The organism is Psychrobacter okhotskensis, assembly GCF_013248965.1.
GTDB classification, from domain to species: Bacteria; Pseudomonadota; Gammaproteobacteria; order Pseudomonadales; family Moraxellaceae; genus Psychrobacter; species Psychrobacter okhotskensis.
In genome coordinates, this window is sequence record NZ_JABRVQ010000003.1 from 122,875 (window position 1) to 147,505 (window position 24,631).

The following is a 24,631-nucleotide window of genomic DNA, read 5'->3' on the forward strand; positions in this document are numbered from 1 at the left end:
AGCCAATTTAAATCGCGAGTGTCAAAGATACCTATTAGGGCATGTCTTCATTTTGATAACGATGAAATGAGGGCACGCCCTAATCTTTAATAAGACTCTGTAATACCGATTGCAGCTTATTTTTATCGATAGGCTTGGTCAAAAATTCATCCATGCCTACCTCAAAGCAAGCATCGCGATCCTCTGCAGTATTATTCGCTGTCAACGCCACAATAGGAATATCATCCCCTTGCGCACGAATCGCTTGGGTCGCTTGTAAGCCATCCATCACCGGCATCCGGCAGTCCATCAAAATAAGAGCAATCTCTTCATGCTGCGCTTGCAGTTGACTCAACGCCTGCTGCCCATCTTCTGCGACCACGGTACGATAGCCAAGCTTGGTTAATATCTTACACGCTATTTTTTGATTGGTCGGACTGTCTTCTACCACCAAAATAAGCGGTGGCGCGGTCTCGTTGGTAGTTTTGTGGTCAGAAATATCTATGGTAGCGCCATCTACCTCGGTGACCAGCGCCCGACTCTCATTATCAAGATTATCATTATCAAGATTATCGGTATCAAATTTGTCAGTATCAGTGCTTTGTGCGGTTACCAACGTCTGCCTGACTGGTAGTGTCAAACGCAGCAGCTCAGATAATAATAAAGCATTGTCTAGTGGCTTAGCCAAAAAACCATCGCATTGATCTAATAGCATAGAAGGAATGCGGCGCTCAGGCTTCATGCTCAATAGTATCGTTGGTAGCGAGATATTAGCCAATAAGCGGCTCAAGCTCTTGCGTCTACTATCATTGATGTTTTTATCGTCCCCTGCTGCTGGCTTAGGGAATACGATTGCGTTGCTCTCATAATATTCATAATCTAACAGCAGAACGGGTGCCAGTGTTTGCCCATCTTTTGCGAGCTGTTTTGTTAACTGCTTAATAGTTGCACTATTGATAGTGGTATAAATAGAAGCTGGTATAGATAAGTAGTCACATAAACGTTGCAAATGCTCAGCACCAAGCGTTTGATTGACTACTGCAATCAGATGGACTTTGGTCAATTGCTCATTAAGGTGATAGACCGGTTGATAACTTGGACGACGACAAGGCAAATACAAATTGATGGTGCTACAGTCATTATCCGAGCTATTTGACTCAAGGAAGCCGCCCAATAATTGCGCAAAAGTATTGGCTTTGGTGTGTGCAAGATTTGCCTGCACAAGCGGTTGCTGTATTTGGTCATTAGCTGCAACATCAGTTTGCTTAACGTAAGTAAGCGGCGGTGTTTGTTTGCGCGAAGTGTTATCTACAGCTGTATGTTGCAGGCTAAACCTTACCCAGTTATGCGGGTTTTTTGCTGTCATGTCGTCATTGTTAACCAGTACACTGTCATTGACGCTTAGTGGTAAAGCTGCGTCAGAAAAGGCTTCGATCGTTAGGGAAACAGAGCCTGCAAGAGTAGAGGTGATGGCGTTATCCAGTAAGCTCAGTAAGACTTGGCAAAGGCGTTTGCGATCAGTGTCAATATGGCGCGGACAGTCAGGATCAAAAAAATAAAGCAGCTCAAGCCCTTGGCGCCGTGCATCCTCTATGACTAAGTCATTGATGTGTTGTCCCAGTTTATAGATATCAACAGATTCAATCTTAAGGTGCGTTTTTTTGACGTCAATCTCTTCCATGCCCAGCATGTCATTAAGACTCGTCAACATCGCGTCGCTCGACCTCGTTAACGTCTGTAATACAGTATGCTGCTGGATAGAAAAAGTATCAGTATTGACGGCTTCAAGGGTGTCGATTATCGTCTCTAGTGGTTGATGCAGCTCGTGATATATCGCGGGTTTAAGCTCACCAAGTTCATCAATCTTGCCTTGTAGCTGTTGATTTTTTTGCTGCAACTGAGTGTTCTGATTGACAAGCTCATTGACATTATTTAGTAGCACGGTAAAGCCATGTACTTGTCCATGTTCGCCAAACCATGGGGTAATATGCAATTGATAGGCTTGCTGGTTCTCTATACCGCGAACGTTTAGAGTGCGGGTAACGCGCAAGCTAGAGAGTTTTTGGAGCAGTAGCTGAACCGATTCATCGTCAGCTGAGACAAAATCTGTTAATTGGTAGGTGGTATCACTTTGGAATGATGTATCAAATACTCGCTCAAAACGTTGATTAAAAAAGCTAATCTGCCCGTGACGCATAATCATGACCATCGGCAACGGCGCTTGCTCAACCAAACGCTCAAGACGATGTTGCAAGGTTTGTATACGTCGATGGTTACTATGAAGTTGGTAACTGATACGACTGAGCGCGTGACCTAGACGCAAAAACTCAGACGTCGATTTTTTGTCAACAAACGGCGGTGGCAAATAAGCATCCTTTGCTTTGGCACTTAAATTATCGGTATAAACTATCAGTTGTTGCCAGTTAGTCTGGCGATTTAATGTATAAAGTAACGCCATAATAAAGAACATGATCGCCGTCATTAGCGGTAGCCAGTAGCGATAGGAGATCCAGTCTATTTCAAGGGGTTTATGGCGCAATATGATATAGAGCTTATGACCACTCTCAAGTTCAATCGTTCCTGTTAAGTTGCGAGGGTTGAGCGTATAGGCGCCGTAGTTGTTGCTATCAGAGGGCAATGAGGTAATAACATTAGGAAAGGTGACGGTGGGAAATGCACGCTCATTAGGACGGACATAACGATGGATATGAGTCTGCCCTGATGGCATCATAAAAATGATCTGATAACTAATGCCTGCAAAAGACGGCTCGCTCAGTATTTCTTGGATTTCAGAGTTTAGGGGCTGCGCGTGTTCAGTAACGGCATGCTGCAATGTTTCAAAGGTATCTATACTCCGCTGCTTATTGTCTGTCTTAATATCGTCAAACAACGCAAAGTAGTACAGTGACAACATGGTCAATAGTGTCAACGTATAAAAGAGCAGTAAGCGCTGTAAAGACTGAAACTGTTGCATAAAAGCATGACCCTAAGTCGACAATAAGTCGGCATGATGGCAGATCGTAAAATAATGATAAATCTGACAGGTTTGCGTGCTCTGGCTTATTTATGAATAAGTAGCTGAGCTTTTTACTATTATAAAGATAAATAGTGTCATTAGTAACGCTGGATTGTCACTATTACAATCATGGCACAACGTCGTAAACTCACCTATAATGGACGAATTAATCATACATAATGCACCACTATGACCACAATTGCTTCCACCTCTGATTTGTCTACAAATTCTACCCAGCCGCAACAGACATCTACGCTTGCTGAGCAGCAGCGTATCGCTCCCTTAAGAGTGATATTCGCGGGTACGCCTGAGTTTGCTGCTGTCAGCCTTGAGTCGCTTATCAACCAGCAGGACACACTTAATATAGAGATTGTCGCGGTCTATACACAGCCTGATCGCAAAGCAGGTCGCGGGCAAAAGCTATCAGCGTCTGCGGTCAAGCAAGTTGCTTTGGCCAATGATATTGTGGTTGAACAACCAGCTACCTTTAAAAAATCTAGCACCGAAGGCATGGCTGCGCGTCAGACTTTGCGCACTTATCAGCCAGATATCATGATTGTTGCGGCTTATGGTCTGATATTGCCGATTGGTGTATTGACCACGCCTACTTATGGTTGTCTAAATATTCATGCCTCATTGTTGCCACGCTGGCGCGGTGCAGCGCCGATTCATCGCGCGCTATTGGCAGGTGATAGCGAGACAGGTATCACTATCATGCAGATGGATAAAGGCTTGGATACGGGCGACATGCTCTACAAGGTCAGTGCTCCTATTGAAGCCAGTGATACCGCCACGAGCCTGCATGATAAGATGGCTGAACTAGGCGCGGCAGCTATTAGTACCGTGCTACAAGACTTGGTACCTTATCAAGCGCAAGCCGTAGCTCAAGATGACAGTAAAGCCAATTACGCCGAAAAACTGGTCAAAACCGAAGGCGAAATCGACTGGACGCAATCCGCCACGGAGATTGAACGCCAAATTCGTGGCCTGACGCCATGGCCGGGCGCTTATACTTTTTTGGTAGGGCAGCGGGTCAAAATATTGGCCAGCTTGCCTGTGAATGCATCGCAGCAAACCAATGAGCCTGCTGGTATTGTGGTGAGCGTTGGCCGAAAAGCGGTTCTAGTCGCTTGTGGTAAAGAGAGTGAAGCTGAATCATCAGCCACCACTTTAGCCATCACCGACTTACAGTTTGCGGGTGGTAAGCCGATGACCGCCGAGCAAATTTGCCATGGCAACCAATTAAATGATGGTGACCAGTTCACTAAAGAATCAAACTAATTTTTACTTATATTTAACCTACTTGCACAAGGCGCTATCGATTAGGCGTCAAGGAAATCAAATTTAATGAGACAAACCAGCACTGCGCCAAGAAACAACAAGCTCAAACCGTCAAGCAACCTTATAATGAATGGCAGCGTGCGCGTACGCGTGATCCGCACTTTACTGGCTATTCAAAACGGTCAGTCGCTCTCAAGCGTCCTTGATCCATTATTGAATAGTTTGCATGATGGTGACAAAGGCTTTGCTCATGCATTGCTGCTCACGACATTGCGCCAGTGGCATGCGTTGGCACGTTTGCTCGATACTTTAGCAGACAACCCTATTGATGAGGTTGAGGTGCGTACCACCATTCAAGTAGGCTTAGTGCAGTTGCTGTATTTAGAGGTGGCTGATCATGCGGCGATTCATGAAACTGTTGAAGCAGCCAAAGAGATTGAGTTCGCTCATTCAACTGGTTTGGTGAATGCTATTTTGCGCAAAGTCGCCAAGAATCCAAGCAAATTCCGTAAGAAGTGCGATAAAAAACACAGCCTACCGAATTGGCTCGCTTATCAACTTAAGCAAGATTGGAGCGAGCAGTATGATGAGCTGACCCAAGGCTTGCGCCAGCCAGCACCGATGTTTTTACGAGTGAACTCGGCGGTTACTTCGGTAGAAGACTATCAGCATGCATTGGACGGGGCAGAAATTGATGCAGATATCGTTGAGCTAACGACTGGCTTTAAGGTAGCAAAATCATCAGGGTCTGCCACTTCTACCACGCTATCAACCAAAGGTCTTAGACTGCATCAAAGCACTGCCGTCAACGCTTTGCCTGATTTCGCCTTAGGAACGGCTAGCGTACAGGACATGCATGCGCAACTAGCTGCACCAATTATCAATAAAGCATTGATGGCTAAGATCAATGCTGAAATTGCGAATACTGACAGCGACAGTGAGGAAAGTAATAATAATGAGATACACATTCTAGATGCTTGCGCGGCACCTGGTGGTAAATTGGCTCACTGGTTAGAGCTTATAAGTTCTAAGAACGAGTCATCATTGTTTCACGTGAAACGAGATAATGCTGAAACGTCGTCTGCGACTGCTGATATCAAAGTAACAGCTATCGATAACGAAGCACCACGTATTGAGCGTATTCGTGAGAATTTACAGCGCTTAAATCTAAGTCAGCACGATTTGCAGCAAGCAGAGAAAAGTGTCGCACTCAATATCGTCTGTGCGGATGCGACCAGATGGCAGCATGGAAAAAACAAAAAAGCGGCTACCAATGAACCCGTCTTTGATGCAATATTACTAGATTCTCCTTGTACCGCGACTGGTGTGATTCGTCGCCATCCTGATATCAGTATCCTTCGTACCGAAGAAGACATCGAGCAAACGGCACTGTTGCAAGCAGATATTTTGCACAATCTATGGCCACAACTCAAAGCCGGTGGTTATCTGCTGTATGTGACCTGTTCTATCTTAAAGCAAGAAAACGTCGAGCAAATGCAGGACTTTATCACGCATCATAATGATGCAGTAGCGATTGAGTTTACAGAGGATTGCAGCTGGGGTATCGAACAAGCGATTGGTCGTCAGTGCTTACCAATCGATAGCGCGAGTGGCGATGGTTTTTATTATGCGTTGCTGCATAAGACAATTTCATAAAACTGCTGAATAAATCGTTTTAAATATTGAATAACCTCATTATAGACAGGACAATCTAATGAAATATATCAGTACCCGTGGTCAGACAGCACCGATGGACTTTAGTGATGTGCTTTTGATGGGTCTTGCCCCAGACGGTGGTTTGATGTTGCCTGAGCATTATCCAAACATTGATAGCGCTGTACTCGATGAATGGCGTACGCTTAGCTATCCACAGCTGGCGCTGGCGATTATGCAGCGCTTTGCCACCGATATTCCTGCCGCTGATTTGCAAGATATTATCGAGCGTACTTATACCGCTGAGGTGTTTGGTAGTAAAGAAATCGTACCTGTGCGCAAGCTTGACAATAATTTATATATTTTAGGACTATCAAATGGTCCGACCTTGGCGTTTAAAGACGTTGCCATGCAGTTCTTGGGCAATGCCTTTGAATACGTGCTAAAAAGAAAAGATGCGCGTATTACTATCATCGGTGCGACCAGTGGTGATACGGGTAGTGCGGCAGAATATGCATTGCGAGGTAAAGAAAACATCGAAGTCTTTATGCTGTCACCGCATGGCAAAATGAGCGAATTCCAACGTGCGCAAATGTATAGTTTGACCGATGATAATATTCATAACATTGCTATCGATGGTATGTTTGATGATTGTCAAGATATCGTCAAGGCACTACAGCAAGATGCCGAATTTAAAGCCGCTTATAACCTCGGAACCGTCAACTCGATTAACTGGGGTCGTATCCTAGCGCAGATCGTTTATTACTTTAAAGCCTATTTTGCCGTAACTTCAAATAACGATGAAAAAGTCAGCTTTAGCGTGCCATCAGGTAACTTTGGCAATATTTGTGCCGGTCATATTGCCCGCGAAATGGGTTTGCCAATTGAGCGCTTAATCGTCGCCACCAATGAAAACGATGTGCTAAATGACTTCTTTAACCAAGGTGCTTATCAGCCACGTCCGACTGAAAAAACCTACATTACCTCAAGCCCATCGATGGATATCTCCAAAGCGTCTAACTTTGAGCGCTTTGTTTATTTGCTACTAGAAAAAGACAGCGCGCGCGTTCATGAGTTGTTTGAAGGGGTGAAGTCTGGTCAAGGTTTTGACTTGTCTGACTTGATGGATGCGGTCAACAGCCGTTACGGTTTTGCTGCTGGCAAGTCGACCCATAGCGACCGCCTGCAAACCATTAAAGCGCTTTATGAGCAGCATGGTGAGCTAGTTGATCCGCATACAGCTGACGGTATCAAGGTTGCTAAAGAGCTACAGTTAGAGGGTGAAATCATTGTCTGTGCGGAGACAGCGTTACCCGTCAAATTTGCTGACACAATCGTTGAAGCGATTGGGCCAATAGACATTGCTCGGCCAGCGCATACCGAAGGCTTGGAGAGCTTACCACAGCACGTGGTGGTGCTGGATAACAACGCTGAGCTGGTCGCTGAGCAAATTCGTCAACATGTGACGCCAAATCCAGCCTGAATTAATGCTGGACTTGTTATTAGCTTTGTTTAACCATTAAACAAGCGTCCACATAAAAGTTACGCCATTGTAATAAAGTGTTTATGATTGTGTTATGGTAGATATAATTGTAATATTAGAAACAGCGTCGGCGACTCATCATTTTGCTAGACGCTTTTTTAGCAATCCCACCAGCCAATTACACTGAACAGCTGCCCTATAGGCGTTATGATAACCGTACTGTTAAGCCCTTTTATGCTTGTCATTAATTTTAATAATGCTCAAGGCTTGAGATTAAATAAAGGGTCTAAATAGTATTGATTATGGCGACAACAGCGGTACATATTGTGGATATAACAATGAAGATGAGCTTAAAAACGATAGCAAAAGCCTTGTTGATCACGACCTTTAGTAGTGCAATGCTAATGAATGCTGCCCACGCTAACAATCCACCGCCTACTATCAAAGCGGATGCGCCCAACCGCTATACGGTTAAAAAAGGCGATACATTGTGGGATATCTCAGGACGATATCTAGACAGTCCATGGCGCTGGAAAGAAATTTGGGCAACCAATAAGCAAATCAAAAACCCTAATCTTATTTATCCCAACGATATTCTTATCTTATGTGTGATTCAAGGTAAGACTTTGATTGGTGTCGATACGGGTGAGGGCTGTGCTGGGATTGAAAAACAATTGACCGGTACTTCAGTTACCACTTCGGTATCAGTCACGTCGACGGCCAATAGCATTCCGCCTATCCCATGGTCTGCTATCCAGCATTGGCTAGATAAAACCATCATCGTTAATCCAGCAGACTTTAATACCACACCATATATATTAGCGTCTAAAAAAGGCAACTTAATCACGGCAAGCGGTGACAAAGTTTACGCCAAAGGCGTGCCACTTATCGTCGGTCAGCGTTATGGTATCTACCGTGAAGGTGAGATGTATGTTGAGCCAAAGACTCAGCAAGTCATCGGACTTGAAGTCACCCAAGTAGCGACTGGATTGGTTACGTCTACAGAAAGTAATGGCGTCACAAGCTTGCAGCTTACCGACAGCTACGGCAAAGAAGTCCGTGAAGGTGATCGCGTTTTTGTTGAGCTGAACAACTCTATCCCGCCCGTATTTTACCCAACGCCTGCAACCGTTAGCCGTGGCGGTATGATTGTTCGTGTCATGGACTCAATCAGTTCTGCGGCGAAGGGTAGTGTGGTCGCGATTAATTTGGGTCGCACTGATGGTGCCAAACCCGGTGATGTATTGACTGTCTATCAAAAAGGGGCGTTGGTACGCGATACCAAAGATAATGATGCCTCTGTACGCTTGCCCAGTGAGCAGAGCGGTATGGTGATGGTGTTCAATACTTTTGATAATATTAGCTACGCCTATGTGCTTGATTCTGAGCTACCGCTCAACGTGGGTGATCAGCTACTACCACCCCCTTATCTATAAGCCAGACTTTTTAAGTCAGTTGAATCCGTAAATGCGAGTCAGACTATTATGACGGCAGTTTCTCCAATGTTATCCGACGAGCAGCGCGCAATATTGGCGCTGTGGACTGAGGTGAACGCGTCATTATCGGCTTATCATAAGCTTATGACTTCTTTTGGGGTAGCAGAGCTTGCTTGGCAAGCCAAAGTAGACGCTTGGCGGCAATTGGGTATTCATCATACGCATCTTGCCCGCCATGAACAGCCAGCGCAAACACAAGCCAGTATCGATAAAATTCAGCAAGCGCTCATCGAGGGGCGCTACGGTCTGCTATTTGCCGACCAGCCTGATTATCCCGCCCAACTCCTACAAATATACGATCCGCCGCCGCTGTTGTTTTATCGTGGCCAGCGCGCGCGTTTGCAGCAAGCACAAATTGCCATCGTCGGCAGTCGCAAACCCACCGCCCATGCGCAAAAAATTACTTTTGATATGGCACAATATTTAGCACAGGCAGGGTATATCATCACTAGCGGTCTGGCCATGGGTGTGGATAAGCGCGCCCATTTAGGAGCACTGGCGCAGACAGATGCTGATTATCAAGGTCGAACCATTGGGGTGATGGGCACTGGTATTGAAGTGTATTATCCCAATCATCATGATAAATTATTTGCGCAAATTATCGAGCAAGGTGGCTGTATTATCAGTGAGCTGTTGCCGGATACGCCGCCGCACAAGCATACGTTTCCACGGCGCAATCGCTTGGTGGCAGGTCTCAGCTTAGCCACTATTGTCACCGAAGCGACTATCCAAAGTGGTTCGTTGATTACTGCGCGCCTAACCTCGGAGCAGGGCAAGCAAGTCTTTGCGATTCCCAGTCATATTGATAATAGCAATGCTGAGGGCTGCCACCATCTGATACGTGAAGGCGCGACGTTGATTTATCATCCTCAGCAAGTCATTGAGGACGTCAATGGTCAGCTGGCTTATGGCAATAATGGCTATCGACCAACAGCACAGACGACCAACTCAAACCATAAGCCCTCGACTAACAGTCAGTCTGCTAATGCTGCAGAGACAGATTCTGTGCCAGCGGTGAGCCAACCGATACCGTCTAATATCAAATCTCCTAAAAGCGCTATCGTCGCCCCTGAGCATTTAACGCTGGTTTATGAGCAGCTTGATTGGCATGGACAAGATTTAGATGCGTTGTTAGTCAGTACCAAGCTTACGCCACCGCAGCTGATTGGACAATTGATGGAGCTTGAGTTACTAGGCGTCATCAGCGTGCAAGGTGGGCGTTATTTACGCGTATAGGCTATTTGGGTGTTTACAACGATAGCTATGCTTTGATACCTCTAAGGGTGCTAAGGTCAGCCCAATTTTATAAATATTTAAATGTCGCTCACTTAGTCAGCTTCTCTCCTATGTTATTATTAATGCTTAAACTCCTACCTTTTCGAAGCCTTCAAACCATGAAAAAATCCGCATCCTTTACTACTGATTCTGTCGTTCAAGCTGCCAAGTGGCTAAAAGAAGGACAGTTACTTGCTTATCCAACCGAAAGCGTTTGGGGGATAGGTTGTGATGCTTATGATAAGGCAGCCGTGCAGCGTATTTTGGATATCAAGCAGCGCCCAAAAGCTAAAGGTATGATTGTCGTTACTGACAGTGCTGAGCGTTTAGCGCCCTTATTAGATACTTTAGAAGACAGTCAGCGCCAACAAATCATTAATAGCTGGCAGACGGATAGTGACAATATAAAGCTACAATGCAAACAAGCGCACACTTGGTTGTTACCCATTCCGCAGGCGCTGATTACTACTATTCCTCCTTGGATAACCGGGCAGCATCGGACAGTTGCGGTCAGAGTTATCGCTCACCCCATTATCCGTCAGCTATGCCAGCAGTTGGTCAGCGCGCATAATCCCTTTGGACTGTTGGTTTCTACAAGCTGCAATCCATCAGGGCAACCGCCTGCTATGACTCTTACGGATGCTTATGGGTATTTTGACGAGCAAATCCGCTACTTACAGGCGGAGACGTTAGGCTATACCTTACCCAGTCAAATACGTGATGCAATCACAGGTTTAATCGTCCGTTAGAGCATGGCAATCAAGCAATAGATATTACTCTCTGATTTCATTATTGACAGAAATAAAAGAATGATGCAATATGAACTAAGAAATTAGCCAAACTATATGAAATATTAAGCGAATAAATACTATGAAACTAAATCCTGTGACCGAAAAATTTATCTTACATTGGGGTGAAATGGGCTCACAGTGGGGTGTCAATCGCACTATGTCACAGATTCATGCATTGCTTTATATCATCGGTAAGCCGCTCAATGCGGAAGAGATTACCGAGACGCTTGGCGTTGCGCGCTCTAATGTCTCAAACAGTATTAAAGAGCTACAAAACTGGGGGCTAGTACAGAAAGTATCGATATTGGGCGATCGTCGCGATCATTTTACGACTAATACCGACGTTTGGGAGTTGGCACGTATTATCGTCGTTGAGCGTCAAAAACGTGAGCTTGAGCCAACGGTGCAGTTCTTACAAGAACTTATGGACAGTCCTGAATTTGAGCATGAAAATAGCGAAGTAAAAGCGCGGATAAAGGATACCCAAGAGTTCGTCAACACGCTGACCACATGGTCGTCTGAGATGCTGAAGCTACCCACAAGTATCCTTAAAAAAGTCCTCAAATTGGGCGCGAGTATTAAAAAGGTTTTACGTTAATAGTAAGCTGTATGATTTAAAATAAAAAATTTGCGATATAATTTCTGTTTAAACAGAAATTAATGTAATAAAAATAATTTTTAGTCAAGCTTTAATGACAATAGCAACGACAAATGGATGTGTAAAATGACAGTCAATCAAACACACGCGAATAAAGAGCAAGTCATTAAAAAGGCTATTGCTTCAATCGAGTGGCAAGACTTGCGTCAGTTAACGCGCGGTCAAATCGCTTACAATGTTATTTTGCCATATCCGTTCTTACTACTGTCTTGGTGGTTCGCCAGCCAATCATGGTATGTACTGGCATGCGGCGCTTCTTATTTGTTTTTTGCTGCTGCATTCCGTCAAGCGCACGATGGCTATCATCATAGTTTGGGGACAGGTAAGCGTACGACCACTGCCATATTATTATTGCTTAGCGTACTATTAATGACCAGCTTGCACAGCATTCGAGCCACGCACATGGCACATCATCGTGATCCGCTGGGCGATAGTGATATTGAAGGCAGTCTGGCAAATGTGTCATGGTGGCAAGCACTGCTCGGCGGGATAACTTATCGGCTCGCTATCTATCGGCAAGGACTGCGTTTAAGCAGCCGTCGCAATCAAAGCTTGGCTTGGCTAGAATTTGGCTTGATTGCTTTAGTCGTCTTGGTTGCCCTCGTACTGACCGTATTTACTGTCGCTGTTCCTGCTTTGACCATGTTAGCGCAAGTATTGATATACCACATATTGACCATGATGTTGGCCAATGCTAGCGTTGGCATCATTGCTGTGTGGGGCGTGCACCATGATTGTGATGAGACAATCGCTCGCACCGAGCGTAATCCAGTGGTCAATTTACTAACTTTTAACCTGTTATATCACGCAGAGCACCATTTTTTCCCTGCTGTACCATCCAACCATTTACCTGAATTAGCCAAGCGTTTAGATGAGGCAGCGCCACACTTGACCAAAGCGCATGTATTGCCAAATACCGCTGTTGCGATGGACTTTATTAATCATCGTTGGAACAAATTAAAGAATAAATCTCAAAATAGTAATGATAGTGACTGTCCTATTCGTAAGCGTTTTGCTTAATCAGTAGGCTAAATAAAATCAAGATACTTATCCACCAATTATCCACAGGAATTTCATTGGCTTTGGCAACGCCATATTTATACTTAATTAACAACGAATGTTAATAGGATAAATAGAATGAAAAGGAATAATGAGTTAGGTGTGTATCCTTATCTACAAGTGATTATTTTGTTTGCAGGGCTTGGTAGTATGATTGGTGGATTGATTGCAGAGCTGGCTCTATTGTTCATTTTTAGGAATGCGGATTTTGCGCAGATTGGTTATCAGCCATTGCTATATGTTGGTCTGCTTGGTTTTATTCCTGCTTTATTAACGGGTGTTATCGTCGCTTATAAGAATATATGGCGCGGTGATCATAAGAGTCTACGCACGACATTTTTGATTGGGTTTATAACGTCAGCAGGTTATATGGGTGCAATCGTCTTATATTTAGGCATAAACTCATTGATAGAGGTTGGCGTGCTACTGGCCTTTATGATTGGTATAGGACTATTTGGCGCTATCAATGCAGCTATCGCTGGCTGTATTGCTTTACCAAAAGCATGTAAAAGTCGTTTTGATATAAAAGTTAAAAAAGAAGACGATGACTATAGCGAATTAAGTTTTACTAAACGATAAGCAAGAAATATAGGGAATAGGACATGAATATTTTAATCAGTGGTGGCTCAGGATTTTTAGGCAGTGCCTTTAGCGATGAGATTATGGCGCGTTACCGTGCCCAAAATAAAGCGCTGCACATTACTTGGCTGACGCGTGATAGCAGCCAAGCCCATCCGAATGATATCGACATGATGACTTATGATGAGCTGGCGAGTTCGGATAAAAGCTTTGATGTTATCTTAAACCTAGCAGGCGCAGGCATTGCTGACTCGCGCTGGAGCGATGCGCGCAAAGAGCAGTTGCTCGCCAGCCGTATCAAGCCTACCGAATCCTTATTGGCATTTATTAAGCGCACCAGTATTAAGCCCAAGCTAATGGTCAGCGGCTCTGCGATTGGCTGGTATGGCGCACAAGGCGATAAACCTCTTACCGAAAGCAGTGGTTTTGAAACTGATTTTGCCCATCAATTATGTCATGAATGGGAGCAGTTAGCGCTCAAAGCCACTGAACATGGCGTGCCTGTGGCTATCGTGCGTACGGGTGTGGTTATCCATCCTGATGGCGGGATGCTCGGTAAGTTATTAACCCCATTTAAAATGGGTGTCGGCGGACAGTTGGGTGATGGCAAACAAATCATGAGCTGGATCAGCCGTGAAGACTGGGTTGGGGCAGTGATATTCATCATTGAAAAGTATCTTGCTAATTATGCGGACACTCAGACTACCGATGAGCACTCGTTAGAAACTATCAATGATACGCCAGTGCTGGTTTATAACCTCACTGCGCCTAATCCAGTGACCAATCATACTTTTACCAAAACGCTTGGAGCATGGCTACACCGGCCCACCTTTTTTACTTTACCCAATTTTCTGCTTAAGCTAATATTTGGTGAGATGTCGACGCTACTAATAGATGGACAAAAGGTATTGCCTCAAGCATTACAGGACGCAGGTTATGATTTTAAACAGCCAACACTGAAGCAAGCTTTAGAAGAGCAGAGTTCGTAAATCATTAAGCGACTGTTTCATGTGAAACATCATTATTATTTACATGATGCTTTGTTTCATGTGAAACCTAAATAGAGGTGTGTATGAGTGATATTGAGATTAGCGCTACAGCCACAGCATCCAGCTATCCTAAAGCTAAGGTAATAGGAACTTATGGATTGTTGGGAGGTGCGATAGGTGGTCTGATTGTCTGCTTATATATGATTGTGATGCTTGTAATTGACGGTAATATTTTTAGGCAAGAGTTAACAGATATTTTCAAAATGCTATTAGCTTCTATTGTAGGCGGATTCTTTTTTGGTTTGCTCCCTACGTTAGTAGCTGGATTAACTATATGTAAGTTGAAGATAGTCTTTGACTCCATACTAAAAATAGTACCGTTATTCTTCATTGGATTCTTTAGTACTTTTATATTTTCAGTTTGGATTATAGCAACAGATGTTTTTTTAGAGAAAATAATATTTGGATTGGTTCTTAGCTTGATAGGTGGAGCCAGCGCTGTGATTACAGGTCTTATCGCATTACCTAAACACAAATAAAATTTAACTTTAAATTTCATTATTGACAGAAATAAAGTAAATTAAAACAGCCGATTAAATTAAGTGGTCGCGCCAGCAAGACAGCTACTGCTTATCACCAAGTAAGGAGAACATCATGCGTCATCCTTCGTTAGCCAATATTGAATGGCAAGATTTGCGACAGCTTAGTCTTGGCGAGACTGTTTATAATATTTTCTTATCTTTACCTTTTTTATTATTGTCATGGTGGAGCGCGTGGCAAGGCTGGTGGTTACTTGCGCTTGTGGCGACTTTTTTCTTTTTTACTGCCGCACTGAGACAAGCCCATGATTGTTATCATCGAACGTTGGGAGTAGGGAAGCTTGCTACTGAAACCATGCTGTTTTTTCTCAGTATCACCATGCTCTGTAGCACGCATGCTATTCGGCACACACATCTCAATCATCATAGAGATCCACTTGGAGACAGCGATGTCGAGGGTAATTGGGCTTGTCTGCCTTGGTATCAGGCGATATTAGGCGGTTGTATTTTTTCAATTATGATTCAGTGGTTTGGCCTGACGCATGGCAGCCGTCGTAATCGTATTCTGGTTGCTTGTGATATGTTGCTCATTTTCGCAGTGATTGCCACCGCTTTTATCACGATGCATCCAGTATTGGTGTATCACGTATTGGTGATGATATTGGCCAATACGATGGTAGGATTCTTTGCAGTATGGAGCGTCCATCATGGTTGTGATGACGTGATATATGCGCGCAGTGAGCGTCATCCATTGATTAATTTACTGACTTTTAACTTACTCTATCACATCGAGCATCACTTATTCCCAGCGGTGCCAACCAATCATTTACCGGTACTGGCCAAGCGCTTAGATGCTACCGCTCCGCAGTGGACGCAGCAGCCAGTCATTCCTCTTTTAGCCCCAGCCAATCAGTATCAAGAATCTAGGGTGACTGAAAAATCCAATGCCCATTCGCATCACTTTGATGTTTAGCTATAGTCGTTTCAATATAATTTGGATACAAGGAAGGCGAGTGAAAGTACTACAAATAGTAGACTAAGCGAGCCTGACACCGTATCTGATTTATATAGGATTGACTATATCACTCAGAAAGGAGTCATAAGATGATTATTCAAAATCATATCAACAGTTATAGAGAGCAAGCGAATTTGTCCATTACCATGTACTACGATGATGCGTGCGTGATATGCAGCACCGAGGCGCATAATATGCAAGTGCGTCAGCCGGAGAAGATACGCTTAGTTCCTGTGAAAGAGGGGCTTGATAATTTAGCCGCCGCAGGATTTAGCCGTGAGGATGCGATGACTTATATGTGTGTGCAAGACAGCTACGATAACTGGTATACGCACATGGATGCCGTACGACTGCTCTACAGAACGGGCGGCGTGAAATGGTCACCCTTGTTATTTTTGCCAGTGGTCAAACAACTGGGTGACTTTGTTTATCCGTATGTCGCGCGCAATCGTTATAGAATTCCGAATTGGGTGACCAAGTTGGTCTATGGTAAAGCAGTGATGCAAGCCTGTGACAATGGCATTTGCAAAATTGCACCAGATAAACGTTAAAGGGCTTTTATTGGCCACTATTTAGTTTTGTGGCAATAGCACTTTAGAGGCAAAGCATATGAAGTTTTTGTGGAAAAAAAGACAATACATTCAGAGCATCCAGCTTTTGACGTAAGATAGCGTTATCTCTATCTGATTAGACCTTACTATGTGGTTCTTCATCGTTTTTACTCAGTTGCTAGCTGTTATGACCAGCGTTCTTATTTGCTGGTTTGTAAAGCCAAAAACTACTGCTGCAAAAGCTGCACTGGTAGCAGCTGTCTTTGTTATTAATAATAGTGCTCTCATTTATGGTTTGACTGAGTTTTGGGGTGAGCGCTTTCATGTCTATCTAGTCGTCAGTATTTTGCAAGGTTTTATGCTTTATGCTGGTCTGATAACGGCTGCGGTGGCGCTACTCGTTTATCAGCTTTTTAAGCGAAAATCTCGTCCAATACTCTTGCGTACCTTTGCCATTAAAGTTTATGTCGCCATTGTTAGCTTAGCGGTATTTAATGCTTATTCGCCCGTCGTACATCGTTTAACAGTCACTATAGATAAGCCGCTGGCTAAACCAATGGATATCGCGCTTGTCTCTGATACGCATCTGGGCAGATGGTTTGGCAATCGACAGATAAAGAAAATGGTAAGCCTTATCGATGCGCAACATCCTGATGTCGTGGTTATCGCTGGCGACATTATGAATGATAATACCATTGCTTACAATAATACGAATATGCAAGAGCAGCTATCAAAGTTAAAGGCACCGCTTGGCGTTTATGCGACTTTAGGTAATCACGATTATTTCGGTTATGACCAACAGATCACTGAGGCGGTGGAAGAGGCTGGCATCAAAGCGCTTGATAATGAGAGTGTGCTATTAAATGACTCAGTATGGCTGGTGGGGCGCTCAGATGACATCGATCGTACCAGACTGTCAGCTGAGGAGTTATTAACGCAAGTACAGACAGACAAACCAGTGCTATTTTTAGAACATCGTCCTAGCGCGATGGATGAGGTCAGCACCCTGCCAGTTGACTTGCATCTGTCTGGGCATACCCATGGCGGGCAGATATTCCCGTTAACGATATTGATGGATTGGTTGACACCGTTAAACTATGGCAGCAAAAAAATAGCCGATACGCAGTTTTTGGTGACCTCTGGTTATGGCATCGGTCCCGTACCATTTAGACTGGGTACGCGTTCTGAGGTTTGGATAATTACGTTGCAGTCTGGTGTATGAGCTATTTAAATAAATAGTGTTGCCCTTATGATAAAGCCTCTACCATATCTAAATGGTAGAGGCTTTTATTTGCTGCTAGGCTGGTTAATAGCTACTTTGCTTGTCTGGTTAGCTAAAAACATACTGCATTGACGCCGTCATACTCAGGGATTCTTCATGCGCTACGCATTTTTCATTACCATTTTTGCGCTATTGCAGCTCTTTAGTGTCGGCGCTGCTCTAAGCGTGTAATGGTGGTTACAACCTTGGCAGACAGCAGGTTTGCAAACTTCGGTATGGGTCATCATATTTGTTATTACTAATGCTTTGCTGCTACTCAGTGTCAATAGAGCATTTGCCAATAGCTATCGCTGGATCAGTGGTTGGATGTTGGCCATGCACTTTATGCTATTGACGGCTTTAGTTACCAGCCTATTTTATGGTGGCTATTGGCTAATCACATTGCTAACCGGTGATGTGCTGGCTACATCGGCTACCGTCGATTTTGGGTTGCGCATATTGGCATTGGCAGTATTTATCGGGTTATTTGTTTATGCTCTATACAGCGCTTATGCGCCTGTGGTGCGTGAGTTATCTATTGATATTGATAAGCCTTTGGCCAAGCCGCTACGTATTGCGGTCGCTAGCGATTTGCATATCGGGAGATTGTTTGGGATTGGCGCAATAGATAGGCTGCATCGTCTTATTGTGCAGCATAAAGCAGACATATTGCTGATGCCAGGCGATATCATGGATGACAATATACAGGCATTTACCACATATAAAATGGCAGAAAACTTGGCTGAGTTATGCAAAAGCCTGCCGTATGGGGTCTATGCAACTTTAGGCAATCATGATTTGTACGGGCACGAGCAGCCAATTGTCCAAGCGTTGCGTGCTGCTGGCGTGCAGTTGTTAAATGACGAAGTCATACGCCTCACGCACCAAGGGCAAGCGTTTTGGTTGATGGGACGCTTCGACAATCATAAGCGTCAGCGCGTCCCGACGACTGAGCTACTGGCGCAGGTCAATAGCGCTGAGCCGCTGATATTGTTAGACCACAGACCAAGTGATATTGCTGAGCACAGCCAAATGCCGATTGATTTGCAGCTCTCTGGGCATACCCATAACGGTCAGATATTCCCCGCCAACTTCATTGTCAGTGCCATCAACCGCTTGGGTTATGGCTATGAGGTTATCAATGACAGTCACTTTGTGGTGTCATCTGGTTACGGCTTTTGGGGCATTCCGTTTCGACTGGGCTCGCGCTCAGAGATTTGGCTCATCACCCTCACTGGTCAGTAGGTCTTGCACAAAACAAGCAAACGCCTTGATAATATAGCTTGTCTGATTGCCAAGACCTTGATGGACACTCATCAAGTTAATAAAACCATGCGGTGCGCCTAGCACTGTATAAGTTTCTACCTTAACGCCTTCTTTTTGCAAAAGCTCAGCATAAGCCAGCCCTTCATCTCGCAAGATATCTAATTCCGCAACGACGACATAGCTGGGACACAGGTGCGCATTGTCACCGTGCATGACTGAGATAAGCGGGTGAGACTGCGCTAGACCACTATGCTGAGTGTAGGCAGTATTAAAGACGTTTGCATCGTTGTGATCGAGCAGCAAGCCTTCACCATAAAGCTTCCAGCTCGGATATTCAGCCTCATAATCAGTGACCGGATATAGCGGTAATTGGGCTAAAGGTCGCGGCAAATCAGCCAGTGAATTTTTAAAAGTATCATTGGTTTTTTTATCAGTCTCAGCAGTTTGATTATTATCTTGCCATAGTGCATCGATAGGCTTAATAACCTGCTGCGCCACCAGTGCTGCCAAGCAACCACCCGCACTATCACCAGACAATACGATGCGCGATGGCAATGCACCAAGTGACTGAGAATGTTTAGCCAACCAAGCATACGCCGACAGACAGTCTTTAAGGGCTGTTGGCGCTGGATATTCAGGTGCCATGCGGTAGTCGACGCTCACGACTGCCCAGCCATTTTGGGCGCAGACCGTATGACAAAACTCATGGTGCGTGTCGATATCACCAATACAAAATCCGCCGCCATGAAAAAACAGCATGGCGACTTCATCCGCACTTTTTCCCTCATTATTCTGCTTCGTCTGCTGGTAGCAGCGCACGGTCATGTCACCACCGTCAGCGTTGGCAATGGTTCTATCTTGCCAGCTGACGGCGTTCTCTGAATTTCCTGAGACATTCGCATTTTGTTGCCAAACGCTAGGCGCTTGCAACGACACCGCATCTGTACCAAATTTCTGCCGTAGGTTGGGTAGCTTATCCAGTGCTAATGGGCGCTTGAGCTTATTACTGACCGCAAGTATCAGGCGCAGATGGGCGTCAGCGAGGGGATATTGCTCCGCTGTAGACGCTTTTAATTGGTGATTAACTCGTTCGAGTAGCGGCGTTGGCAAATTATCCAGCCCTTTTAGCGTATGGTGCAAAACATGATGCTGGTGCGCATTTTTAGCGGCCCCAGTTTTGATGGTCTTGATTGTTTTTGTCAATAAAGCATTGAGCGATGGCACTGGTAAAATAGGCATAAACCCTCTTTTCTGATGAATGTTTAAACAAAATTAGTAGGCTTTATAAGTGAACGATTAATATAGCAGTTAATCATAAGATTTATATGAGGGTCTGTTGAACATTCAAATATTAGGACTGCTGATCGCTAAAATCGCATCAAACTAGGCGTAAACCGACGAGAATGTCGAGACCTTAGCTAGGTTTACAACAACGTTTGGGGTGGTTTTAGCATCAGCCCTTTGGGGCAGGGCTATTTTTTGCCAATACATGGCGAAATTATCTAACCTGGAATGACTAGGCGTCAAAAATTTCACTGCGTATTGTCTAAAAAATAGCCACTGCCAGTGCCACATTTGAGTGTTCAACAGACCCTACATTCCAATCTATCTTAAAAGCTGGTCACCATAAAGTTAAGCGTGGCTCGGTGACAAAAACATCATCATTTGTACCCGTCATTTATCTTAACGTTGAGTGCTTTTTATAGTGTTAGTGACGATAATCCCTACGCCTTGCAATGATTTATCCTGCTAAAACAAAAAATTCCTTAGGTTAGGCTTGAAATTTATGCTCATCACCTTTATCAAGCAGCTATTGAAGCGCATTTACAAAAAGAATGAACGAAAACAGTTAGGCCATTAATAACAGCACAATGACCAGTGTTTGGTCAGTTTATCGTGCCTTAAAACCAACCTTTATTATTAATAATCCTAAGGAGCTACCATGAGCGAGCAGAATAACAATCACGAATCCCCTGAGCACAATGTGTCGCATGACAATATTGAGCATGCTGAGAGTATTTTAGAAGAAACCATGAAAGAATTTGATCCAAAAAACAACTCAGACGCTGATGCCAATGAGACGATCGAAAATGACATCGATATCGACACCTTTAAAGCGCGTATCGCTGAGTTAGAAGGCGAGGTTAAGCAGGCCAAAGAAGGTACCGCCCGTGCCAATGCTGAAGCCTATAATGCGCAAAAACGTATGGAACAAGAAGCGGATAAAAGTAAAAAATTCGCCTTACAAAAATTTGCCAAAGAGTTGTTAGAAATCGTTGATAACTTAGAGCGTGCTATCGAAAGTGCGAATGCAAATGATCCAGTCGCCGAAGGGGTGCAACTGACTCACAAAGCATTGGTCGCTGTCTTGAATAAAAACGGCGTAGAAGTGGTTGAACCACAAGGTGAAAAGTTCAACGCTGATTTTCATGAAGCGGTAGGCATCGACCCAGACGCTGAAGCGGATACCGTCGGTACAGTACTGCAAAAAGGTTATAGCTTGAATGGCCGCCTCTTGCGTCCTGCGATGGTTCGTGTCGGTCAATAGGACTTAACACTTGATTTTAAATGGTTAAACCTTACTTAAATTAAGGGTTTTGACAAAAAATCACACAAAAGACTGTGTTTGCGTGGTTATTGACTTGAAAAAATGTACGGTCAAACCGATATAAAGCAACAAGTGACCGACTATGGTCTGATATGCAAAGGTTTGATATGTAAAGTTCCGTATGGTTCATACAGCATGGCTGAATAAGTGCAGGCAACCCATACGGTCAGCAATACAAACATTTATATTTAAAAACAAATTAGGAGCAATTGATTATGGGTAAAGTAATTGGTATTGATTTAGGTACAACCAACTCATGTGTGGCAGTGATGGAAGGTGACAAGGTTAAAGTCATCGAAAATGCTGAAGGTACTCGTACTACACCATCGATCGTCGCCTATAAGGATGACGAAATTCTCGTTGGTCAGTCAGCCAAGCGTCAAGCCGTCACCAACCCAAACAATACTTTGTTTGCGATTAAGCGTCTGATTGGTCGTCGTTTTGATGACAAAGTCGTGCAAAAAGACATCGGCATGGTGCCTTACAAAATCGCCAAAGCAGACAACGGTGATGCATGGGTAGAAGTCAACGGCAAAAAACTAGCGCCACCACAGGTTTCTGCTGAAATCTTGAAAAAAATGAAAAAAACAGCAGAAGATTATCTTGGTGAAAGCGTGACTGAAGCGGTAGTAACGGTACCTGCTTACTTCAATGATTCACAGCGTCAAGCAACTAAAGATGCGGGTAAAATCGCTGGTCTTGATGTAAAACGTATCATCAACGAGCCAACAGCAGCGGCCCTTGCTTATGGCATGGACAAAAAGCAAGGCGACAGTACGGTTGCTGTATATGACTTAGGTGGTGGTACTTTTGACGTATCAATCATCGAAATCGCTGATGTCGATGGCGAGCAGCAGTTTGAAGTACTAGCAACCAACGGTGATACATTCCTTGGTGGTGAAGACTTTGACTCAGCATTGATTGATTACTTAGTAGACGAGTTCAAAAAAGACCAAGACGTTAACCTAAAAGGTGACTCTCTTGCGATGCAGCGTCTAAAAGAAGCAGCAGAAAAAGCAAAAATTGAGCTATCAAGTGCTCAAAGCACTGAAGTGAACTTGCCTTATATTACTGCTGATAGCAGTGGTCCTAAGCATTTGGTTGTTACGATCAGCCGCTCAAAACTAGAAAGCTTAACGGAAGAACTAGTACAGCGTACTATGGGCCCTTGTAAAATTGCTCTTGAAGATGCTGGTCTAAAAATTGGTGATATCGATGACGTTATCCTAGTTGGTGGTCAGACTCGTATGCCACTAGTACAGCAAAAAGTACAAGAATTCTTCGGTCAAGAGCCACGTAAAGATGTAAACCCTGATGAAGCGGTAGCAGCTGGTGCAGCCATTCAAGGCGCGGTATTATCTGGTGATAAAACTGACGTATTGCTACTTGATGTGACGCCATTGACCCTTGGTATCGAAACGATGGGTGGTGTAATGACGCCAGTTATCGAGAAAAACACTATGATTCCTACTAAGAAATCACAGGTATTCTCAACTGCCGAAGACAACCAGCCAGCAGTAACGATTCAGGTGTATCAAGGTGAGCGCAAAATCGCTAACCAAAACAAACAGCTTGGTCGTTTTGACTTGACAGATATTCCACCAGCACCACGTGGTCTGCCACAGATCGAAGTAACGTTTGATATCAACGCTGACGGTATCATGAACATCTCAGCAACGGACAAAGGTACTGGTAAAGCACAGAGCATCCAAATTAAAGCGGATTCTGGTTTGTCGGACGAAGAAGTTGAACAAATGGTTCGTGATGCTGAAGCCAATGCTGCTGAAGATGAGAAATTTGCTAATCTTGCGCAAGTTCGTAACGAAGCAGATGGCCGTATTCATGCAGTACAAAAAGCACTGAAAGAAGCCGCAGATAAAGTGTCTGATGAAGAAAAATCAACAGTAGAAACGGCTATCACTGAGCTTGAAGCAGCGGCGAAAGAAGACGATCATGATGACATCAAAGCCAAGCTTGAAGCATTAGACAATGCTTTCTTGCCAGTCAGCCAGAAGATTTATGCTGATGCGGGCGCTGGTGCAGAAGGTATGGATCCAAGCCAGTTCCAACAAGGTGCTGAGGGTGCAGCAGATAGCAGCCAAGCTGATGATGACGTAGTCGATGCTGAGTTTACTGAAGTAGACGAAGATAAGAAGTAATACTGCTGAACTAGTAAGTAGTTAAGTTAAAAAAAACGCATCCTTCGGGGTGCGTTTTTTTATGGCTATCATTCTGTTAGTAATATTATTAGGTATAGTCAGTGAAAAGTAATATCGAACCATCACGCACTGCTGATATCCATTTTTCTTATTCAGGGTTTAAAAGCATTCACGGTCAGTACTTCATAAGTCAAATTAACACAAGGCTGGCCATCTTCGTTTTGTGCAGAAAAATGCTGCCAATACTCTGACTCAAATTGTTGCAGACCCGCCTTTGTCCACATAAAGGGCTGGGTACTGTTTGATTGTACTTGTGTCTGGCTGGTCGACACACCTGTTAGCTTCATATGTTTTAAGACAGCGTAGGGATTAGCAAAAGGTAAATCAATGCGCTGAGTCGCTAGTTCGATATTTTCAAAACCTGCATTGACCAGTGCCAATTGCCACTCAGTGCTGTCGGGGTAGTACAGCCCTTGACCAGTCAGTGTCTTTATTTGCAAAAAGTTATTGGGGGTAAAGGTATTAAATAGCAGTTGACCGCCCGCCTGTAAGCGTAACGCGGATTGCGTGACGAAACTTAAAGGCTCATCAAACCACTGCACTGCATTGGCACTGATTATCAAGCTATGCTTTCCTTCTAGCTCCATGGTCTCAGCATCACCAATCATGATTTCAGCTGTTGGTAAAATCGATTGCAAGATAGTAGTTTGTTCAGTGCACAGCTCATTGATCAGCCAACGCTGGCTGTGTATATGGGCTGCTAGTAGGCGTGTCATTTGACCGCTGCCTGCTCCCACTTCTAAGACACTATCTTGCTGCATATAAGCAATGTTGGCTAATAAGTAGTGACAGGTTTGCTGCTGAATATGGGCATGCTGGTCATAGTCGCGGGCACTGGCAAAGTGGCGAGCGATGGTTTGTTTTCTAGCGCTGAAATTATCAGCGGTGGCGAGTATTTGCATAGAGTCTGTTA

The 24,631-nt window shown here is 44.2% G+C and carries 20 protein-coding genes; 17 read left to right on the plus strand and 3 right to left on the minus strand.

The annotated features are described in order from the left end of the window. Positions 1-79 precede the first annotated feature (79 nt). Entirely contained in the window at positions 80-2,953 is a 2,874-nt protein-coding gene (locus HQR03_RS02835; protein WP_173239057.1) for a response regulator, read from the minus strand. 231 nt (positions 2,954-3,184) lie between these two features. Here HQR03_RS02835 and fmt point away from each other — a divergent pair, with 231 nt between their 5' ends. The 15 genes from fmt (at position 3,185) to HQR03_RS02910 (ending at position 18,870) form a co-directional block, all read left to right on the plus strand. Next, complete coding sequence (gene fmt, locus HQR03_RS02840) at positions 3,185-4,276, plus strand: methionyl-tRNA formyltransferase (protein ID WP_173239058.1); 1,092 nt, start codon at positions 3,185-3,187, stop codon at positions 4,274-4,276. A 66-nt stretch (positions 4,277-4,342) separates the two neighbouring features. Further along, positions 4,343-5,932 carry a transcription antitermination factor NusB gene (locus HQR03_RS02845; protein ID WP_173239059.1) on the plus strand — a complete coding sequence of 530 codons (1,590 nt, stop codon included), beginning with the start codon at positions 4,343-4,345 and terminating at the stop codon, positions 5,930-5,932. Positions 5,933-5,990: 58 nt separating this feature from the next. Continuing rightward, positions 5,991-7,412: a threonine synthase gene (gene thrC / locus HQR03_RS02850; RefSeq protein WP_173239060.1), complete on the plus strand. Its 1,422-nt coding sequence runs from the start codon at positions 5,991-5,993 to the stop codon at positions 7,410-7,412. Positions 7,413-7,750: 338 nt separating this feature from the next. Beyond that, positions 7,751-8,848 carry a LysM peptidoglycan-binding domain-containing protein gene (locus HQR03_RS02855; protein ID WP_227674887.1) on the plus strand — a complete coding sequence of 366 codons (1,098 nt, stop codon included), beginning with the start codon at positions 7,751-7,753 and terminating at the stop codon, positions 8,846-8,848. Positions 8,849-8,896: 48 nt separating this feature from the next. After that, a complete protein-coding gene (gene dprA, locus HQR03_RS02860; RefSeq protein WP_025651980.1) occupies positions 8,897-10,144 on the plus strand; it encodes a DNA-processing protein DprA in 1,248 nt (415 codons plus the stop codon). Positions 10,145-10,302: 158 nt separating this feature from the next. Further along, positions 10,303-10,932: an L-threonylcarbamoyladenylate synthase gene (locus tag HQR03_RS02865; protein WP_025651979.1), complete on the plus strand. Its 630-nt coding sequence runs from the start codon at positions 10,303-10,305 to the stop codon at positions 10,930-10,932. Between the two features lie 121 nt (positions 10,933-11,053). After that, positions 11,054-11,572 carry a GbsR/MarR family transcriptional regulator gene (locus tag HQR03_RS02870; RefSeq protein ID WP_025651978.1) on the plus strand — a complete coding sequence of 173 codons (519 nt, stop codon included), beginning with the start codon at positions 11,054-11,056 and terminating at the stop codon, positions 11,570-11,572. A 126-nt stretch (positions 11,573-11,698) separates the two neighbouring features. Next, a complete protein-coding gene (locus HQR03_RS02875) occupies positions 11,699-12,652 on the plus strand; it encodes a fatty acid desaturase family protein (protein ID WP_173239062.1) in 954 nt (317 codons plus the stop codon). 117 nt (positions 12,653-12,769) lie between these two features. Continuing rightward, positions 12,770-13,270: a hypothetical protein gene (locus HQR03_RS02880; protein WP_173239063.1), complete on the plus strand. Its 501-nt coding sequence runs from the start codon at positions 12,770-12,772 to the stop codon at positions 13,268-13,270. A gap of 23 nt (positions 13,271-13,293) precedes the next feature. Beyond that, positions 13,294-14,259 (plus strand): TIGR01777 family oxidoreductase, encoded by a 966-nt coding sequence (locus HQR03_RS02885; RefSeq protein ID WP_173239064.1) that lies wholly within the window; start codon positions 13,294-13,296, stop codon positions 14,257-14,259. 83 nt (positions 14,260-14,342) lie between these two features. Further along, positions 14,343-14,798: a hypothetical protein gene (locus HQR03_RS02890; protein WP_109592250.1), complete on the plus strand. Its 456-nt coding sequence runs from the start codon at positions 14,343-14,345 to the stop codon at positions 14,796-14,798. 115 nt (positions 14,799-14,913) lie between these two features. Beyond that, the gene (locus HQR03_RS02895; RefSeq protein WP_173239065.1) at positions 14,914-15,771 is read left to right on the plus strand and encodes a fatty acid desaturase family protein; all 858 of its coding nucleotides are present in this window, start codon (positions 14,914-14,916) and stop codon (positions 15,769-15,771) included. A gap of 131 nt (positions 15,772-15,902) precedes the next feature. Continuing rightward, positions 15,903-16,364, plus strand: a complete 462-nt coding sequence (locus tag HQR03_RS02900) for a thiol-disulfide oxidoreductase DCC family protein (protein ID WP_173239066.1) — start codon at positions 15,903-15,905, stop codon at positions 16,362-16,364. 187 nt (positions 16,365-16,551) lie between these two features. Further along, the gene (locus HQR03_RS02905; RefSeq protein WP_244951960.1) at positions 16,552-17,586 is read left to right on the plus strand and encodes a metallophosphoesterase; all 1,035 of its coding nucleotides are present in this window, start codon (positions 16,552-16,554) and stop codon (positions 17,584-17,586) included. Positions 17,587-17,847: 261 nt separating this feature from the next. After that, positions 17,848-18,870: a metallophosphoesterase gene (locus HQR03_RS02910; protein WP_244951961.1), complete on the plus strand. Its 1,023-nt coding sequence runs from the start codon at positions 17,848-17,850 to the stop codon at positions 18,868-18,870. Here the strand turns inward: HQR03_RS02910 and HQR03_RS02915 are convergent. After that, the gene (locus HQR03_RS02915) at positions 18,835-20,130 is read right to left on the minus strand and encodes an alpha/beta hydrolase (RefSeq protein WP_173239068.1); all 1,296 of its coding nucleotides are present in this window, start codon (positions 20,128-20,130) and stop codon (positions 18,835-18,837) included. The two genes, HQR03_RS02910 and HQR03_RS02915, sit on opposite strands and share 36 nt — an antisense overlap. A gap of 703 nt (positions 20,131-20,833) precedes the next feature. Here HQR03_RS02915 and grpE point away from each other — a divergent pair. Further along, positions 20,834-21,439 (plus strand): nucleotide exchange factor GrpE, encoded by a 606-nt coding sequence (grpE, locus tag HQR03_RS02920; protein ID WP_025651967.1) that lies wholly within the window; start codon positions 20,834-20,836, stop codon positions 21,437-21,439. A gap of 275 nt (positions 21,440-21,714) precedes the next feature. Then, positions 21,715-23,658 carry a molecular chaperone DnaK gene (gene dnaK / locus HQR03_RS02925; RefSeq protein WP_173239069.1) on the plus strand — a complete coding sequence of 648 codons (1,944 nt, stop codon included), beginning with the start codon at positions 21,715-21,717 and terminating at the stop codon, positions 23,656-23,658. Positions 23,659-23,810: 152 nt separating this feature from the next. On the opposite strand, the gene HQR03_RS02930 is transcribed toward dnaK, so the two are convergent. Then, positions 23,811-24,620: a methyltransferase domain-containing protein gene (locus HQR03_RS02930; protein WP_173239070.1), complete on the minus strand. Its 810-nt coding sequence runs from the start codon at positions 24,618-24,620 to the stop codon at positions 23,811-23,813. Positions 24,621-24,631: the final 11 nt, after the last annotated feature.